The sequence below is a fragment of the Chitinophaga sp. sic0106 genome, assembly GCF_019219075.1.
Classification (GTDB): domain Bacteria; phylum Bacteroidota; class Bacteroidia; order Chitinophagales; family Chitinophagaceae; genus Chitinophaga.
In genome coordinates, this window is the sequence record NZ_JAHUWJ010000033.1 from 1 (window position 1) to 16,342 (window position 16,342).

20 protein-coding genes are annotated in these 16,342 nt (G+C 46.4%); 3 read left to right on the forward strand and 17 right to left on the reverse strand.

Annotated elements, in window-relative coordinates:
* The 3 genes from KW844_RS28360 to KW844_RS28370 all read left to right on the forward strand — a co-directional run.
* A partial coding sequence (locus KW844_RS28360) for an RHS repeat domain-containing protein (RefSeq protein WP_218380149.1) occupies positions 1 to 1,236 on the forward strand: 1,236 nt, incomplete at its 5' end.
* Positions 1,237 to 1,238: 2 nt separating this feature from the next.
* Positions 1,239 to 1,760 carry a hypothetical protein gene (locus tag KW844_RS28365; RefSeq protein ID WP_218380150.1) on the forward strand — a complete coding sequence of 174 codons (522 nt, stop codon included), beginning with the start codon at positions 1,239 to 1,241 and terminating at the stop codon, positions 1,758 to 1,760.
* Positions 1,761 to 1,976: 216 nt separating this feature from the next.
* Positions 1,977 to 3,158 (forward strand): site-specific integrase, encoded by a 1,182-nt coding sequence (locus KW844_RS28370; RefSeq protein ID WP_218380151.1) that lies wholly within the window; start codon positions 1,977 to 1,979, stop codon positions 3,156 to 3,158.
* Positions 3,159 to 3,283: 125 nt separating this feature from the next.
* On the opposite strand, the gene KW844_RS28375 is transcribed toward KW844_RS28370, so the two are convergent.
* The 17 genes from KW844_RS28375 to KW844_RS28455 form a co-directional block, all read right to left on the reverse strand.
* Positions 3,284 to 3,511: a hypothetical protein gene (locus KW844_RS28375; protein WP_218380152.1), complete on the reverse strand. Its 228-nt coding sequence runs from the start codon at positions 3,509 to 3,511 to the stop codon at positions 3,284 to 3,286.
* Positions 3,512 to 3,515: 4 nt separating this feature from the next.
* Positions 3,516 to 3,920: a hypothetical protein gene (locus KW844_RS28380; RefSeq protein WP_218380153.1), complete on the reverse strand. Its 405-nt coding sequence runs from the start codon at positions 3,918 to 3,920 to the stop codon at positions 3,516 to 3,518.
* A 91-nt stretch (positions 3,921 to 4,011) separates the two neighbouring features.
* Positions 4,012 to 4,539, reverse strand: a complete 528-nt coding sequence (locus tag KW844_RS28385; protein WP_218380154.1) for a hypothetical protein — start codon at positions 4,537 to 4,539, stop codon at positions 4,012 to 4,014.
* The gene (locus tag KW844_RS28390) at positions 4,536 to 5,072 is read right to left on the reverse strand and encodes a hypothetical protein (protein ID WP_218380155.1); all 537 of its coding nucleotides are present in this window, start codon (positions 5,070 to 5,072) and stop codon (positions 4,536 to 4,538) included. The genes KW844_RS28385 and KW844_RS28390 overlap by 4 nt, the downstream gene beginning before the upstream one ends.
* Positions 5,062 to 5,334 (reverse strand): hypothetical protein, encoded by a 273-nt coding sequence (locus KW844_RS28395; protein ID WP_218377543.1) that lies wholly within the window; start codon positions 5,332 to 5,334, stop codon positions 5,062 to 5,064. Before KW844_RS28395 ends, KW844_RS28390 begins: the two co-directional genes overlap by 11 nt.
* A complete protein-coding gene (locus KW844_RS28400; RefSeq protein WP_218377542.1) occupies positions 5,334 to 5,567 on the reverse strand; it encodes a hypothetical protein in 234 nt (77 codons plus the stop codon). Before KW844_RS28400 ends, KW844_RS28395 begins: the two co-directional genes overlap by 1 nt.
* 9 nt (positions 5,568 to 5,576) lie before the next feature.
* Complete coding sequence (locus tag KW844_RS28405) at positions 5,577 to 7,544, reverse strand: GDSL-type esterase/lipase family protein (protein ID WP_218380156.1); 1,968 nt, start codon at positions 7,542 to 7,544, stop codon at positions 5,577 to 5,579.
* Positions 7,523 to 7,954, reverse strand: a complete 432-nt coding sequence (locus tag KW844_RS28410; protein ID WP_218380157.1) for a hypothetical protein — start codon at positions 7,952 to 7,954, stop codon at positions 7,523 to 7,525. Before KW844_RS28410 ends, KW844_RS28405 begins: the two co-directional genes overlap by 22 nt.
* A 65-nt stretch (positions 7,955 to 8,019) precedes the next feature.
* Positions 8,020 to 8,580: a hypothetical protein gene (locus KW844_RS28415; protein WP_218380158.1), complete on the reverse strand. Its 561-nt coding sequence runs from the start codon at positions 8,578 to 8,580 to the stop codon at positions 8,020 to 8,022.
* A complete protein-coding gene (locus tag KW844_RS28420) occupies positions 8,580 to 10,607 on the reverse strand; it encodes a hypothetical protein (protein ID WP_218380159.1) in 2,028 nt (675 codons plus the stop codon). Before KW844_RS28420 ends, KW844_RS28415 begins: the two co-directional genes overlap by 1 nt.
* Positions 10,582 to 10,824: a hypothetical protein gene (locus KW844_RS28425; protein ID WP_218380160.1), complete on the reverse strand. Its 243-nt coding sequence runs from the start codon at positions 10,822 to 10,824 to the stop codon at positions 10,582 to 10,584. Before KW844_RS28425 ends, KW844_RS28420 begins: the two co-directional genes overlap by 26 nt.
* A 184-nt stretch (positions 10,825 to 11,008) precedes the next feature.
* Positions 11,009 to 11,530 (reverse strand): hypothetical protein, encoded by a 522-nt coding sequence (locus tag KW844_RS28430; RefSeq protein WP_218380161.1) that lies wholly within the window; start codon positions 11,528 to 11,530, stop codon positions 11,009 to 11,011.
* A 59-nt stretch (positions 11,531 to 11,589) separates the two neighbouring features.
* Positions 11,590 to 12,555 carry a hypothetical protein gene (locus KW844_RS28435; protein WP_218380162.1) on the reverse strand — a complete coding sequence of 322 codons (966 nt, stop codon included), beginning with the start codon at positions 12,553 to 12,555 and terminating at the stop codon, positions 11,590 to 11,592.
* 50 nt (positions 12,556 to 12,605) lie between these two features.
* Entirely contained in the window at positions 12,606 to 13,100 is a 495-nt protein-coding gene (locus tag KW844_RS28440) for a hypothetical protein (protein WP_218380163.1), read from the reverse strand.
* A gap of 169 nt (positions 13,101 to 13,269) precedes the next feature.
* Positions 13,270 to 13,866 carry an XkdF-like putative serine protease domain-containing protein gene (locus KW844_RS28445; RefSeq protein WP_218380164.1) on the reverse strand — a complete coding sequence of 199 codons (597 nt, stop codon included), beginning with the start codon at positions 13,864 to 13,866 and terminating at the stop codon, positions 13,270 to 13,272.
* An 11-nt stretch (positions 13,867 to 13,877) separates the two neighbouring features.
* Positions 13,878 to 15,761 (reverse strand): hypothetical protein, encoded by a 1,884-nt coding sequence (locus KW844_RS28450; protein WP_218380165.1) that lies wholly within the window; start codon positions 15,759 to 15,761, stop codon positions 13,878 to 13,880.
* A 23-nt stretch (positions 15,762 to 15,784) separates the two neighbouring features.
* The gene (locus KW844_RS28455) at positions 15,785 to 16,342 is read right to left on the reverse strand and encodes a hypothetical protein (protein ID WP_218380166.1); all 558 of its coding nucleotides are present in this window, start codon (positions 16,340 to 16,342) and stop codon (positions 15,785 to 15,787) included.

A 16,342-nucleotide genomic window follows, 5' to 3' on the forward strand; every position in this document is an offset into this window, starting at 1 on the left:
TCCTTTGATGCTGTTGCCCCGCGGGCGCATTTAAATTTTGCGGTATTCAATGATCGCTTTAAATTAGTGGAAGAGAATACCGGTATCCGTTCTCTGCGCAATAACCCTGATGAGCTACAAAGTCTTATAGTAGATAAGTTTACAGTAAACCAAACCGGTTTCCTGTACGTATATACGAATAACGAATCCATAGATAATGTTTATTTTGATAACCTAACGGTAACGCATATTGCGGGTCCGCTGTTGGAGGAAACGCATTATTATCCATTTGGAGGGACAATGGAGGGGATTAGTTCGAATGCATTGAAGGGGTTGAATTATGCGGCGAATAGGTTGAGGTATAATGGGAAGGAGTTACAGTCGAAAGAGTTTGGGGATGGTAGCGGGTTGGAGTGGTATGATTATGGGGCGAGGATGTATGATGTGCAGGTGGGGAGGTGGGGTGTTCTAGATCCCTTGGCTGAACAAATGAGAAGATATTCACCATATAATTATAGTTTAAATAATCCTTTGCGGTTTATCGATCCTGATGGAATGGGGCCACAGGATATTGTTTACTTTAATCTCAATGGGGAAGAAGTTTTTAGACAGAAAAGCAGTACTGAGTTTAGAACATTTATTCAATCCTCAAAAAATGTAGGAGATCCATCAAAAAGCTCAATTGGTTGGAAAGAAGTAGCAATGCCTAAGATCATTCAGGAGAGAACTCAATCAAAAGAAAATACGACTGGGCCTGAATACCAAGAAAATGACTACTTGATTGCCGCCAGGGTGGGATTGTTTAATCAGACAAAGAATGCAGGTTTATTGCAACTTTACACAGATGGAGGGCAGGCGATTCCCAAAGAGGAGGCAGCCAAAATTCCTGATCTGGATCCTACTTTAATCAAGGCTACCGCTATACAGGAAAGCAATAATGGTATTTCAGGAAATAGCGATTTGTTGACGGCCAATAACAAAGGAGATTATGGGAAATATAAGGCTGCCTATGGATTGGCTAGAGAAGAAAATGTAACAAGTCAGAACAGATCCTTATACCTCGGTATTCGGTTTATTGCAACTAAAGGATTTAAAGGAGGAATTCAATATGATCCCGCAACTGGTGCAAAAAAATATACCTTTAAAGGGTGGATGAATGCAACAGGAAGTTATAATGGTGGTGGGGTTTTAATGTATCAGAAATATATCGAAACTATGTATAATAACGCTATTAGTCCAACACCACAAAACTATTGACAATGCAAAAAATTACATTGGGTATTTCTATTGCTTTACTCACTGCTTGTGGTACATCGAATTATGATTTAAATAGTTTTAAATCTATTAGTTATTATGAAAAGTGTAGAAGAGTAGTTCTGGCAGAGAATGTAATAGGCAAAGAATATTTTTTTTCACGAAGCGGAAATGAAATTGATGAACTCAATATAACCTACCTTGGATATATAGTACAAACGAATGGAGACTCCCTTCGTGTTTTAAATTGTATTAACTATACAGGTCAAAACCCTGGAAGCAGAAGGGGGAATGGAAAGGTTTATATCTATGATATAAAAAATGGTAATTTTGGTTTTTATAGTGTTGGGTCAGCGAAAGCCGTCCCAAGTAGGGTGGAGAAGGGGGATCTGATTTTTGATACTCATTATGATGATTGTAATGCAGCTACTCGAATACGTTTGAGTGACAGTATACCAAAAGAAATTTTCATAAATTGTAATAAAGAAGGTGGTGATATATATTCATTTGAAAATTCGGTAGAGTAATTGAACTATTTCCGTTTTGCTTTTAGGCATGGATCCGCGCCGTTTTCTCTGTTATATATCTTCTGTTATATGGTAAGTATTGGAGTTGGGAAATGTTTAGAATCTTGTCGTCCCGACCATATAAATAAAAACCCGCTATGGCAGCGGGTTTTATCATTTTCAGGTGGTAACGGGGACAGAACAGGGACAGTTGTTAAACCGAAAAAATTCCTGAGTATGAAGTATAAGTTAGCCCATATCTACCCAGAGTCATTGGATGTTCGCGTGAAGAAATGGCACGTAGAATACTATTATGAAAATCCCATCACATTTCAGAAAGAGCGGTTCAAAGTTTATGAGGACATCAACCGGCAGCCAATCAATAAGAAGGCTGAGTATGCCATCAAACTGCGAGATGCTATCAATGCCGCACTCGTTGGAGGGTACAATCCATTTGGAGAGGAGGCGATAATACTCGACCGGATTAAGAGGGATAAGGAAGGGCGTCGGGAGAACTATACAATTCAGCAGGCAATCGCCTACTATCTCAATGAGAAGACCAAACAAGGGAAAGCAGAAGCAAGCCTTGCCCGATATAAAACAGCAACTGAGTTTTTCTCTGAATGGCTTCGGGTTGAGGATCTATTGAATACTCCCGCACGAGATATTACGGCCGCACAAATCATGAGGTACTTAGACGAATATGCTGTCGCTAAGGAGTGGACTAATAACACCTACAACAATCACCTCAACAATATGCACAACCTGTTTAACCTATTGGCAAAAGGCATTCACGGCGTCGTGCCTAAAAACCCCATACAGGGAGCGGAGCAAAGGAATGTTGTGGTACATAAGCATGCGGCTTATACTGATGAACAGTTAGCTGCTATACTAGCAATGGTACGTGAAAAAAATGATACTAATACAGAGGGGGTAATCCTGACCTGTTACTACGCATGCGTAAGGAGCCGGTCAGAGATGCGCGCCTTAAAAGCCGAACACATACTATACGACAGGGATCTTATCCGGCTAGAAGGAGAAGATACCAAGGGCCGCCGGGATGATTTCATTCCGCTCGATCCTGAACTGAAAGCCTTCTATAAGAAACAGGGGTTCCATAAAATCCCCGGGCATTATTACCTATTTTCTGCATCCAGGACAGCAGGACCTAAACGCGCCAGCTATCATATGTATGCCATTGATTTTAGGGCGTACCGCGATCACTTGAAGCTGGATGATAAGTACACGTTGTATAGCTTTAAACACACAAGAAATATTCACTTAGCGAAGGAGAAGGTTGATCCTTACGCACTGATGCAACTGAACAGGCATACAACACTTGAACAGACAATGAAGTATTTGCGTGACCTCGGCATCATTATTAACAGGGATGCCACGAAGGATTCCCGTAAAATATAAATCCACCTTGATAGGTGGATTGATTAAATTGCCATTTCGTGATAAACAATACTTACTGCAGTAGTATGGTAGATAAAAAATCCCCTCTGGGAACAGGGGATTAACCATTAAAAAAAACCGGTTGCTCAGAGTTTAGGCTTGGGTTGTATAATGTTTGTTGCTGGTAATCGCTCTAAATCATCTTTCATTAAATCTTCAATCCTCCGACTCCATCCCCGTCCATATTTTTCTTTGAACTCTGACAGGATATCCGCATCTACAGTGAGAGATTGCTGTATTCTCCTTGCTGTTACCCTTTTTGCACCTGCTTTATTCCCGGCGCCCGGCCGAGCACCTCCTCTTGCTGCGCTCATATGTTTAGATTTCGAATACGTGAATATCACCTTCAGAGAAAACCAGGGTAGCTTCTGTTGCGTCAAAGCTATCACCGTCTCCCCAGTAATCCGTTCTTGCTGTTGCTTCGGCAATTGCATCTTCCCTTGTTTCAGCGTCGAGATATATGCAGGACAAACCATTTTTTGCATTTACGTTGTCAACCGCTACCCAGTAGCCTGCGTACAGCTCTGCAAATTCAAACTCACGGATCAGGTCAGGGTAAATTTCAAATCCAGAAACAGATACAGAATGATTGTCAGTTGCTGTTGCTAAATATGCATCCAGCTCTGTGCGCGTACCTTCGAAACCTCCCTCCCCAAAATTCCAGGATGACCAGTTGCGTTTGATATCTTCTTGAATGTTATTTGATTTGCGAGCGATGAACATTGTTTGTTTGTTTGTTTTGTTGAAACAAAGATAAACACATAATTTGATTAAAACAAATTATTTTAATCAAATTATACAGAAAATAAAAAGTCTACTTGTCAGTTAAAACCCCCATTGCCTGCCGGTACATGCTGTCGAACCCCTTAATATCCTCCATGGTAGGCTCGGCACTCGCTTTGCCGGCGGCCCACTCCTTTTTGTAGGCCCTGGCAAAATCCGTGATATTATTCACGTCCATGGTCACTATCTTGCTGGTACGACCGCCGATATAAATGCCGCGCTGCTGCAACCTATCCATCAGCATTTGCAGGCATCCGGATACATGGTGAAATGCCAGAAATAACCGGGACTTACCGGTGCCATTCTCATTCTTCTGTACCACGCCGGCGATCAGCGGATCGTAGATGATGGGCCAGCGGCCAGAGTCGGCCTGAAAGCCGGAATAATTTTCATTAATGCCACTGCGGCCATTGCCACTCTCTTTTCGGAAAATCATGTAGGCGGCACGCTTCACTTCAGCGGGGAATGTGCTGTCCTGAATCGCCTTGATTGCCGCCAACATTTCCACCGATGTGCGGCGGAATTGCAGGATCGGTTTTTCTGGATATGCATTTTTCATTTCACATACTTTAAAATGAGGTAAATCACAGCCACCACTAAGGAGATGGCTATGCCTGCGCCTACCAGCCAGTTAATTCCGGTTTTGTCCGTTGCTTTGCTGGAAACTGCGGTAGATTCTTGCTTCCTGGCTGCCTGTACACTGCTGCCGGTTTCTGTTTTCTTCTGGTGGAAATCAACCGGCGCCATGACTTCCTCCGGATTCTTGCGCGCCTGCACATGCAGGTCACGGCCTGAAACCTTCCCAGCGGTATCTCGGCGTGGTTTACTGGTCACAGTGAGTACAAGCGTGCCGGCTTGGATAGATTCGGACCTGGTAGTGGTGTCTTCGGATGGCAGGTACCAAGTGAGGCCAGCGCTATCCGGACGCGTGTAGGCGGGCACTGTGCCGGATACAGTGGTTTCGGTTACCACCGAATTTTCCTGTACGGTGAGGCCTACACTATCCATGCGGCGCTCCTCCCGGGTAATAGATTTACGGGAGGATGCGCAGGAGCAGAGCAGCAACAGGCCAATAATTATTTTAGTGCGCATTTCGTTCATTTTCCATGTTAGCAACCTTCTGTTCCAGGATGGCTAATCTCACCTTAAAATCAGCTTGATTCGCCTCAATCTGAGCTTTCCAGATTTTATTATCCTCATCCATTTTATCGACCTTCTTCTCAACGCGACTGGTTGTATCGTCTACCTTATCTATTTTGTTGGCCGACTTGCCAATAACCCATACTACAGTAACTGTTTGGGCAACTATAATCGCCACTTGGACAATGCCTATTTTTATATTTTTCAGGTCCATTACTCAGGCTTTGAAGGGTCATCAATATTTCTCTTCTCCTGGCGGAAATAGTGCATGGCAACCATAGTCAAAATGCTGATCATAGCGGTCTTTACATCAACCACATTATTGTTTTGAACGGTGGCGAAGTGAGTGCCGGAGATGTAAAAAAAGTACCCGAAGCAGGTCACTACAATAATAAGCGCCAGCAGGTGCTGGAAATTAAAATTTAGGTTCTTGAAGAAATTTGCCATTGTTCACATTTAGAAGGTGGATAATGCCGTGCGCTTCCAGCCTGCGGAGGTTTTCAGATACAAGTAATTTGCATCCCACGACACATCCCCAGTGTTACCATTAGTATCTGCTGAGGATGTAGGTGTATAGGAAGTACGCAATCGTAGTTGATTATATCCAGTGGCGCCGGAAACATCGAGCCGAGAGGACGGAGAAGTATTGCCGATGCCAACATTTCCGTTAGTCAGTATCCTGACCTGTTCATTGCCCCCTGCGAACAAGGTCATCGGGTGGCCGGAAAACGTGCCTACCAGGCCGGTTCCTGCGCCAGAATCGTAGAACAGCAGATTAGACACAGTGCCGTTGCTAGCCTGCATGTAACCAGTTATTCGGGCATTGCCGCCTACTTGCAGTTGTGTGCTGCCATCATCAGTAGTGTTCAGTGCCATTCTCAGACGTGATTTGATAATCGACCTCAAGGATAGAATAGTATCATAAGCGGTAGTGATGCCGGCGTTGTTCGCCGTGTCCTTGCGAAAGATGAATCCTTCTTGAGGAGAGCTATTATCTCCATTCGTAAATATCAGATTGCTTGAATTGTCAACGTCTCCTGTCGAATACCACTTCACCTCTCCATAGTCGGAGTTTTTAGCGAATCTTATATAATTCGTATCAGTGAATTGCATATTACGATCTGTGCTGTTGCCGGCTCTTAGTGTCTGATCAAGTGTTTGAAATTCCGTATGGAAGCTGAGCTGATCAACATAGAATGCCTCTCCTGCTGTTCTCTGCAAGAATATCAACCTATGCCCTACCGGGATTTTTGTGAGTGTTTCCGCTGCGATCGGCGTCGTAATAGCACCAGCCGTGTAGTTAACTATTGTTGTGTCCCGCTGGGAAATACCATTCCCGTAGCGTATCAGCAGCGATTTAGTAGCGCCATTATTAACAGTCTTAATAGCCAGCTGAAGATCTGCTGAGCTATTGACTATTACAGGATATACAGAATTGCCTAATAACTGCCACAGGTACCCAGTGGATGCTGAGGCATAAGGAAATGTAGCGCCGCCGTTAAAAATCCGATTCGGAGGGTAAATAGTAGTGCGATGGCCTACGATTGTATGCGTACGAGGATCACGCAGGAAATTTGCTGCCGCCTGGCTGCCCCACTCATTATTTGCGAGCGCATTCAGGTGCAGGCCATCTACCCATTGTGTGGACATCCAGCCGATAATCTGCTGAGAATTGACGATATCAAGATTATATTTATTCGCAACCTCCACTATCGCGGTTTTGTATAGGTTTATTTTAGCCTGTCCAGTACTGTCATCGATATCCGGTGGGAGGGTCAATAATACCCAGCTATGCTGCTTCAGCCGGCGTTCTACTATCGCTGATAGGTTAACCTTGTACTGATCTATCGGCACCACACCCGATGGATAAGAGGCGTAGTTCATTGCATCATTGTGACAGTATTCTATGATTACCGCGTCCACCGGCGAACAGGTGTCCCACCTTGTGAGCCCTTCGATTGTCCGGTCCCCTGGATAACCACGATTGATAACCGTAGCGTTAATTCCAGCGTATTGAAGTGTGTTCTGCAATGCGGATGGATACTGATACTGAGCACGGGGAATTGTGCTCCCATTAATCCCAGGTACAGGTCCATCCGGATATTGCTGGCCGTAGGTCAGGCTAGTACCTTCACACGCAATCGTAACAGCTGCACCTGCACGTATTTTTTCGAAAAATGCATCTGCATAGCCTCTGCCCAGGGAGATCGTATCTTTGAGTTGTTTTAGTGTTATCAAATTTGTATCAGCTACTGCCGGCTGTGCGCTGATTTTGCCTGACACATGGGCATTCCCGTTTACTTGTAAGGTATCAGTCTTAACCCCATAGTAATACCAGTAATATGGCGATAACCGCCAATCCTGCGCAGTAGCGAATACAGATGTGAGTAATAGAAGCAAGGTTAGTTTGATGGAATTTCGCATCGGTCGTATGGTTTTGGGTCGCGGAAGGTGAAGGTGATAAAGACACCAGCTGTGAAGTCCACGAACCGTTCGGTGAATAATAAAATTTGAATACTGTCGTCTACCTGAAAATCATAATCAGGATTATCTCGTAGCAGGGCGATCAGGTCCAAGGCCACCTGCTCCATGTCAGACTGCACTTCCAGTTCATTGCTTTTGTCCTCCTTCAGGAGGTCGGCAAAAACAATCTGGATATTCCGCTGCATCTGCTTATCGGCATGACGGCCATCGTATGAGGCGACCCACATCAGCGGATACACGATATCCTTGCTGGCTTGAAGCTCCTCATAGCCGCCACGGCCAAAGCTATTTAGCTGTGGGTGGTCGCTTACGAACCCCTTCAGTAGCTGATTTAATTGGTTTAGGGTCATTACGTTTGTTTTTTCTTAAGTAAGCGAGTAGCTTCTTTTCGTTTTTCTTCTGTGCCATGGTAGGTTTATTTGCCCTGGTACCGGCGATCGAACGTATGCTTATCCCTGCGTACCGGCCCCAGGTCAATACCGCAGGTGTATTGTGTGATATCCGGGTATATGCCATCTGCCGGCTGTTCTGTCGCCTTATATTCAGGGTATTTATCCTGGTTAGCACACAGGTACTGGATACAACGCTGAGCGTACCACTCAGCCTTATTGCGGCAGTAATCGACGATATTCTGTACCTCTGCAAATGATATGGTCTGAATAGCTTCACCGGTGCGGGTAATTACACCTTTGTTCACAAGTTTATACTGAAGTGGCACAGGCATCTCAGTAAGTGTGTACCACACCAGCGTATCGGTGATATATTCATCCATCAGAATTTTATAATCGCCAGCTACTGTACCTGATTGCACCAATTCCTGAAGCTTGTTATACAGCGCCGACCCCAGTAATGGATGGATGTACATGTCCTGCGTCATCTTAACCGTAGGCCGTAGCGACTTAGGATCTATATTGTCCGAAAGCATGCTGCTGTCTTTCAATTTTTGCTCAGATATGAACAGTATATTTTTGCTCATTATGCTACGTTTTTAACGACAACATTGGATACCCAGCTATGCCGACAGTATGGACGGTGAACATTCGTTCCTGGCACTGTATACCAACCACCCCTGCGCATCCAGACCGAATAGCCGAGGCGGGTTGATATCAACTCAATTTCTTTCCTGGTGTATAGCCGGTCGAGATCCAATAGTTTTTTGCAGAAGGCTCTGTTCTTATCGTCCTTAGGCCCTTCATAGCTGTACTTAACTTCTATGGCACGGGTTACCGGCTGCTTTTCTTCGATGATCTTGCGGGCCTCCTTAACTGGCTTACGCTCTACCACAACCTCTCCACGTACTTTCTTCTCTGTTACCTTCAACGCCCCCGCAGCTACCATTGCACGTATGGCGTTATTGATAATTTGAACATCTACACCCAGGGCTTCCGCAAGGATCTGCTGAGTAGTGAGCGGGTCGCGATTCAGGATATCAACAATCCCGCGCTGAACGGTAGTCAGTTGCAGGACTGTATCAGCGAAATCCATTCGCTCTACGTAGTCAGATGTAAATAGGACCTTTCGACTTTTGATTATGTTATTTTCGCTGCGAGGGGTACCAAACTCTGAGAATATACCAGCATCTCGTTCATCATCCTGAGCTGAGAATGTGACGGAAGGCTGAGGTAATGACCCAGGTGCGGCCGGCGGTAGGTTAACAAGACCTCTTAACTCATCACTGGTCAAATTGTCCAGCACCTTATTAGCAACCAGCGGCGACAGGCTATTGATTGCATCGATAACTTTCTGAGCGGCGGTTGCCTCCTGCACCTGCTCAGGCGGCAACCCCATCTTTTCACGGATCTCATCCTTACTCATATTCTGCGCTTGGGTAGACTCTGAAAACTCAAAGCTGATGGGCTCAGTCCTCTGAATCACCAGCGGCGTAGTAATGCCCTTCTTCTCAGCAACCATATTAATGACTTCTTCCAGGTACTGCTGGCGGGCATTAACATACGTATTTTGGAAGGCCTCGTATGCGTCACGCATTTCGGACCGGCCGCCCAGCTGACCCTCAGTCTTAACGCCGAATAACATCGGGGAAGTAACCCGGTGCCCGGTAAAGATTTCTTGCTGGGTAGTCTTGTTGAGCTGGTCAAATAGCTTATCGGATTCGGCGACGTTCAGATCTTCCACGGTGGCTGCGTTATCCTTATTGGAATTGTACGCCAGCATATACTTACGCCCACGTACACCGCCGAACTTCTGTTCGAACATTTTTTCTATCGTCCGCTTATCTTCCGGAGCAGGCACGCCATTATTGAAGTTGATCAGTTTATTTACGAAGAATCCCCCCTTCACATTGTTAAGGTGGTAGTTCCCGATTTCAATATCAACCTCAATCCACGTTATAGACCCTCGGTAACCAGGCAGTGTATAAATATCTATGCCTGGGTGGTACTTCTTCAGGTATAACACCTGTGTGCCGGAAGTGCTATTCGGATCATAAGCATCGAATTCTTCTATATCATCCGGGTTGTTATTGGTCGTGTAAGACCCGTCAGGCTTATATTTCACCCAGCAGCTCGAAACGAAGAACTTAGTATTATCAGCATTACTTCGTACCGTAGAGTAGTCCAGGTGGTATATACCAGCGATGTCTCCGGTCTTACTCCTTACCACTTGCAGATAAGCGCCGTTGAATATTTCCATATCCAACGCTGCCTTCTCTGTAACAGTTTTCAGGCTCTCGCCACTCTCATTGCACTGTTTGATGAATGCATTAGCCGAGGCATTTTCCGGAGCATCCACGTCGTCAACTCCCAGCCCCCAGCCCTTACCAACTATATAATCAACCTTGCCATTGATGATAGCGGAATGCTTAGCGGAATTGTTATAGAGGTACAACAAGTACTGCGGGTAATCATTTTTTTCACCGTACAACACATACGGCTTCCCCTTCTTCTCCACAAACACCGGCTGTGCCGCGTCATCGAAACGAAGCATCAGCATGCCATTACCTAAATTCTGCGCCTGTACTTTATTGTCCATATGTATCGTACTCAATTGGGGTAGACTGGTACTCTACCGGGTTAACAGTTTCTCCTACCAGCTTCATCTTACCTACTTCCAGTACGCTACCGTCCTGGTCAGTGATCTGATAATCATAAAATCCATTATCGGCATCATCAAAAACACTGGTATCTATATCAAATGCATTGTAGCGTTCGGGGTAAGCGCTGGTGTCGGTCAGTCCTTCAATCAGAATAGGGGTTTTCGTCATCTCGTTTGTGAATAGAATGGAGTATGAAGTCACAGGAACTACAGCCATTTCACTGGCTGTAACTACTATGCGCCCTGGTTGGTTTCTGAATAGAAGTATCATCATTACTATATATTAGTTAGTGTGATTTTTTTTCAAAAAAAATGGCCCACGATGGGGCCATTCCTGAAAATATTTTTATTGACTATGCTGCGGGTGTCAGGAGGCCGGCTATGATAGAGCTCTGTACCTCTGGTGCCATCTGGCGTTCCATGCCGGTGAAGGCTCTGGTATAACCGTTTCGATCACCGGTAGCGGTGCCGCTACCACCATCACCACCGGATAGATCCAGCGCGCGCTCACGGCCGAGTAGCCAGTATTTGCCGTTAAGGTCAAGGGCGATAGCTAACAATCGGTTCTGTGCCAATAACATCAACTCGTTGCGGGTATTGGCCTGCATCTTATTAATCACTACTGTGAGCTCTTGTTGGTAGAACAGGGTGCCGTTTTGTGTGTTACTGTTCGGCGTCTCCGTCCAGAAACCGGTTTCTTTTGGTAGAACATATCTGCGGAACTGCTTACCGGTAGCAACAGTAATAGTAGTGACCACTCCGGACGCTTCGGTAATAGCTGTGACGTTGTCGAACTCAATAAACAGCACTTCTTTGGTACCGCCTATAGAGTCCTTACAGTCTATGGTCATGTTCTGCGTGAGGTTGCAGGGCATGGGGTTAAGTTTTAATGGTTAAGAGAAGGGCCGGATTGCGCCGGCCCGGAGGGTTAACATTATGCGCCGCGGTGGAATTCCACGATCTCGGAAGGGATGCCTATCTGAGTACCGAGTTTCCAGCGCGCCTTGAATTTTACAACGTCGTCGTCTTCGGAATACCACATTTTGAACTGTTCTTCTTCGTTCTCCATGTCGGTGCCGATCCACATGTTGGAGAGACGCAGACCGAACAGGCGGTTAGTACCATCAAGGCCGTGGACAGCTACCAATCGGTAGTTAGTACCCGGGATATCGATCTCTCCCGCTTCGTTGTCAGCAGAATAGTGGTACAGATTTTTGTATTTCAGCGCAAGCACATACGCTTTGAAGAAGTCCCAGCCGCAGAAGATGCGGAAGTCTTCTTTATCCACGATGGCGGCAGGTACCGCTGCGTAAATAGCATCAGCTACAGCAAGTGCTACGTCGCCTACCAGTGGAGTGCCGGAAGCAACAGGTCCGCCAGAAACATAAGCGGCCTGGTTGGCATGGATAACAGAACCGGATGCGGCGTCAATTAGCTTGATATAGCCGTCGAACCGACTCAGGTTACCATTCCCGCTGGTGGTATCACCCTGCCAGAGAGCTACCTCGTTCTGAGCTGCGATTAGGTCAGATTTCTTTGTAGTATATTCCTCTTCGAAAGGAATGTTCTGATATTCTGAGCCGATGGCTAGCGCCTTCTGTGTATACTTTGTTTCCAGATCCTTAGGGCACAGCTGTTCATTTACCTTCAGCTTACCTACAGTGAGGGTACGCTGAGTGATAGCAGTGGTACCAGATGGAGTGAATCCGCAGGAAGCGTCAGACTGAAAGATAGCATCGGTTTCCATCCGGTTAATAGTCTCAGCGGACTTAATACCAGTCATGATATTACCGCTGGCTGCTACCAGCTGCTGCGTTTTGGCGTTGAAAACTGAAGACGTGATGAGGACGGCTACGTTTTCTTCTGTATAATTTTGTAAGGCAGATACGTCGAATGCCATGGGGTTAACTTTTAAAGGTTATTTGAGGGAAGGGTTAACAAACAATTCAGTTACTTACTCTTATTCTTCAGCTTCTCAGCGAATGCCTGGAATGCGGCTTGCGCCTTGGCCTTAGCTGCTGTCTTCTTGTCAATCTGAGACTGAAAGATTGATTGCTTAGGCTTCTTCACTTCACCGGTTTCGGCTTCGGACACAGCTTCCAGATATTCTTTGAATGCCAGTGTCACTGCTTCATTGGCGGCCTTATGAGCGTTGAATGCCGATGTCAGTGTAGCGATGTCTTTAGTGCGGGTAGCCAGTTCATTTCGAAGTGTGGCGATTTCAGCGCGCATTTCCTCGACCGACTGGTCCTGTTTCATGGCTTCTTTAATTTCGGCGATAATGCCAGGCTCAGTAATCACCACGATGCGGCCATCTTCCAGTTCCAGCTCTCCTGCCGGCGCGGGTACATAATTACCTTCTGCATCAGGGATAGCGATTTGTCCGCCGGCCGCCAGCTCAGAATACTGGACTTCCGTACCATCCGACAGCTTGCCTGTCTGCATTTCGAACTTATCCTCCTGCTTCGGTGTCTCCTCGCTGAAGAGCGCTTTTATTTTTGCTAAGGCTTCTTTTGGTGTCATGTCTGTGTTGTTTCTACAGACATATATCTGTTGACGTATTTTTTTGCCGAAACGGTAATAAAAATCCCCGGCTAATCTCCGGGGATTTTTATTACTTACCTACCTTCTTCAGTATCTTGGTGATCTCCTTCATCACTGCTTCGTCCGGATCGATATCCGCTACCGGGGTGTAATCGAATAGGCCCTCGACAGAAAAGCCGCGGTACTCGCCGGACTTGATTTTCTGCCAAGTCTCGTCGTTATTGATCTTGGCGGTGAGAAACCAGGTACCGTCTGGAACATCTTTGAATGCCGCTAGTGGCATCTTCCCCTTCTCACGGTCTACCACCCAAGACTCATAAAATACGCTGTTTGCAACTATGGCATTGCGCTCATGCATGGTGTTAATGTTCGCCTGGTATCCTTTTTTGAAGAACCGGATAGCGATCTTATTGATGGTGTCAGCATCGAACACGACGTAAAACTCTCCGGATTCATCACGCCGGTAGATAGGCGCATCCGGTATCATCGCCGGGCCGGTAACGATTCGCTCATCTTCATTATCAATGGAGAACGCCTGATGTTCTGAGAATGACAGGAAGTTCCGCTGAATAGCCGGACGATCTACCAGAGAGACGAAGTCTACTTCGCTATCGTCGTCATTGTTATCGGAGATGGTGAGTTGGTAGATTGGAAGTTGTGTATTCATGGGGTTATGATTTAGAATTGTGCGTTTGCTTTGATGTTAGCCACTGTCGCCTGGGTGTCGGTGATATCGCTCTCCACCACATACACGCGCTGCGCCTGCCGAAGATTTGTATTCACCTGGGCGAGCTGGTCGACCATGGTGGACTGGACCATTGAGGCAGGCGGTGAGGTTGGGAGCTGCACCCCATTGCTCATGGCGGATATAGCAGGTGCCGAAGCGCCACTACCAGCGCCAGGGATTTTAATTGAGGCAATAGCCTTAACCCTGGCAAGACCTGATATTACTGCCGCAGCGGCAAAGGCACCTCCAATAAAGGGGCTGGCATATGTTGGTACTGGCAAGAAGGCAGCTTGATAAGCGCTTTGTGCAGCAGCATAGGTTTGTATTGTGGTAGATGCGATTGCCAATGTTTTACCAAGTGCTGTTTGTTCACCTGCGAGTTGTGCACTGGACTCTAACACAGCAGCAGTAGCGTCCATAGCCTGGCGCTTTATGTTCTCCTGCTCTATTTTTATTAATGCTGATACTCTATCTGCTTCTGATACCTTTTGTGATGATGCTATCTGCCTTGCCTGTAAGGCTTCTTGAGCTATAGTGGCATTTGTGATAGCAGTAGTTATCTTACCATGCGTGGATGTTATATCCTCAGCTAATGCTGCGTTTAAAGCTTTTCTTTGCTCAAACTGCTCAAGATCTAACTGCTGTTGTATATCCTTAGTATCAGTTCCAAGCTTTATCGCAAGCGCTTTTTGCTCCTCTAGTTGTGAAAGCCGTAGTCCATAAGTATCCCTTCCTGTAGTTTCCAGTACAGCTTTTTCAAGAGCTTGCTGATTTTGCAGTTGCTTAAGCCTTTCATCTGCTGACTTTTTAGCATCATCCTTTGCCTTATCTTCAGCTGCCTTCCTATTTCCAGCTATCAAAGCATTAAAGTCAGCTTGAGCGTCTAAATACTCTTTGCTCGCAGCTCCAAATTCCAGTAGTTTGGCCGCCGCATTGTTACGGGCGATTTCTTCTTCTTGCTTCGTTACATCGGCACCCATCGCTTTTCTGACCTTTAATTCCCTTGCTAAATTCTCATTCAGCCCATTTAGAAAAGTCGCAGCAGATTTGTTCAGCTGATCCCTTACCTCCTGTTCAAACCCTTCAACATACGCATCACCTATCCGTGTGCCGGCTTCCTTCGCTGTCTTCATGGCGCCAGAAAAATCACCAGTGAAGATATCACCGATGATATCTCCCAGCACGCGGAAGCTCTCAACGATAGCATTCATCGCCCCCATCGCTACAGCCTTCAGCTTGTCGAACAGCTTACCGAATCCTTCGAAGGCAGGGAACAACCGCTTAATCACAGCCTCTATCTTCTCGAAATTAGCAATGATAAGTCCCAGGGCTACAGCCAGTGCGCCGATACCAGTAGCAATGATAGCGCCCCGCAACGTGGTAAATGCCTGCACCAGCTGTCCCTTGATCACGGCACCCAGCCGCTGAAAGTCCTTCCAACTGTCCGCTACAGTAGAGAGTCCTTCGGTAAATGCCATCGCGCCTTGCAGCTTCACCAGCGTTTTTTGCAGATCCTCCGATTCATCACCGAAGGCAGCGGCCGCGCCCTGAATAGCGGTAAACCCACCAGCAACCGACTTAAGTACATTACCGAATACCTGGAACTTAGCACCAGGATCAGCCAGAGCTATACGCTCGTTGAGGTCTGCCACCTCGTCTTTCAGCTCAGCGACTCTTTTGGCTGCAGCGATAGCTTCCGGGGATAGCTCACCAAATGCGCGGGCAAATGCGATAGCTTCGCCTTGCGCTACTTTCAGCTCCTTCCGGAGATCCTTAATGGTCTTTGCACCATCTACGTTAAGTTTAATCTTAACGTTTACTTCTTCATCTGGCATGGTTGGCTATTTGAGGTTAACAATTACATTGAGTACATGACTGTAATACGGGTACCTGGTGGTAATGCGCTGCCGAATCGGATAATGCCGGTATCCGTGTCGAAGTCCCATTCATCGAAGGCGGGGACATCCCCGAAATTTTCCACCATAATCAAATCGTCAGCCTCTACACGCACATTCTGGACTATGTTGTTCTGTAGCAGCGTAGTATTGGTGTAGGTTTTCCCGTCTCCAGACAGGCCGCCACTGCCATAGGTAGCAGTAAACCGGAAGGTAGCCACACCACCTTCGGTGCCGTAAGTATCTCGCAATATCCAGCTGCCGGATACCTTCTGATAGATACCGTGATTCTGTACATCGAATGCGATATCTCCGTCAACCCCCAAATCGACAGTCGGTACGCCTACCGGGAAGTATGCGCGGATGCCGGAGCCGGATACACCGTCGAAAAAAAACTGCTTCAATGTTCCTAATGGGACTTTCAGGGCTTTACCGGTTGAATGGTTCTGGTTCACGACAGCGTAATCGTTCACCGTAAGGGCGCCGGCGTCATCCAGTTGGTTTATCTTTTTGTCTGCCAT

What these genes read in the sequence shown, in the direction of transcription:
- KW844_RS28415 (WP_218380158.1), bottom strand. Translation starts at nt 8,580, where the DNA reads ATGAGCAAAAATATACTGTTCATATCTGAGCAAAAATTGAAAGACAGC.
- KW844_RS28405 (WP_218380156.1), bottom strand. Translation starts at nt 7,544, where the DNA reads ATGCGAAATTCCATCAAACTAACCTTGCTTCTATTACTCACATCTGTA.
- KW844_RS28400 (WP_218377542.1), bottom strand. Translation starts at nt 5,567, where the DNA reads ATGGCAAATTTCTTCAAGAACCTAAATTTTAATTTCCAGCACCTGCTG.
- KW844_RS28365 (WP_218380150.1), top strand. Translation starts at nt 1,239, where the DNA reads ATGCAAAAAATTACATTGGGTATTTCTATTGCTTTACTCACTGCTTGT.
- KW844_RS28425 (WP_218380160.1), bottom strand. Translation starts at nt 10,824, where the DNA reads ATGACGAAAACCCCTATTCTGATTGAAGGACTGACCGACACCAGCGCT.
- KW844_RS28410 (WP_218380157.1), bottom strand. Translation starts at nt 7,954, where the DNA reads ATGACCCTAAACCAATTAAATCAGCTACTGAAGGGGTTCGTAAGCGAC.
- KW844_RS28455 (WP_218380166.1), bottom strand. Translation starts at nt 16,342, where the DNA reads ATGGCAGACAAAAAGATAAACCAACTGGATGACGCCGGCGCCCTTACG.
- KW844_RS28440 (WP_218380163.1), bottom strand. Translation starts at nt 13,100, where the DNA reads ATGCAGACAGGCAAGCTGTCGGATGGTACGGAAGTCCAGTATTCTGAG.
- KW844_RS28390 (WP_218380155.1), bottom strand. Translation starts at nt 5,072, where the DNA reads ATGCGCACTAAAATAATTATTGGCCTGTTGCTGCTCTGCTCCTGCGCA.
- KW844_RS28445 (WP_218380164.1), bottom strand. Translation starts at nt 13,866, where the DNA reads ATGAATACACAACTTCCAATCTACCAACTCACCATCTCCGATAACAAT.
- KW844_RS28380 (WP_218380153.1), bottom strand. Translation starts at nt 3,920, where the DNA reads ATGTTCATCGCTCGCAAATCAAATAACATTCAAGAAGATATCAAACGC.
- KW844_RS28375 (WP_218380152.1), bottom strand. Translation starts at nt 3,511, where the DNA reads ATGAGCGCAGCAAGAGGAGGTGCTCGGCCGGGCGCCGGGAATAAAGCA.
- KW844_RS28370 (WP_218380151.1), top strand. Translation starts at nt 1,977, where the DNA reads ATGAAGTATAAGTTAGCCCATATCTACCCAGAGTCATTGGATGTTCGC.
- KW844_RS28395 (WP_218377543.1), bottom strand. Translation starts at nt 5,334, where the DNA reads ATGGACCTGAAAAATATAAAAATAGGCATTGTCCAAGTGGCGATTATA.
- KW844_RS28385 (WP_218380154.1), bottom strand. Translation starts at nt 4,539, where the DNA reads ATGAAAAATGCATATCCAGAAAAACCGATCCTGCAATTCCGCCGCACA.
- KW844_RS28430 (WP_218380161.1), bottom strand. Translation starts at nt 11,530, where the DNA reads ATGCCCTGCAACCTCACGCAGAACATGACCATAGACTGTAAGGACTCT.
- KW844_RS28435 (WP_218380162.1), bottom strand. Translation starts at nt 12,555, where the DNA reads ATGGCATTCGACGTATCTGCCTTACAAAATTATACAGAAGAAAACGTA.
- KW844_RS28450 (WP_218380165.1), bottom strand. Translation starts at nt 15,761, where the DNA reads ATGCCAGATGAAGAAGTAAACGTTAAGATTAAACTTAACGTAGATGGT.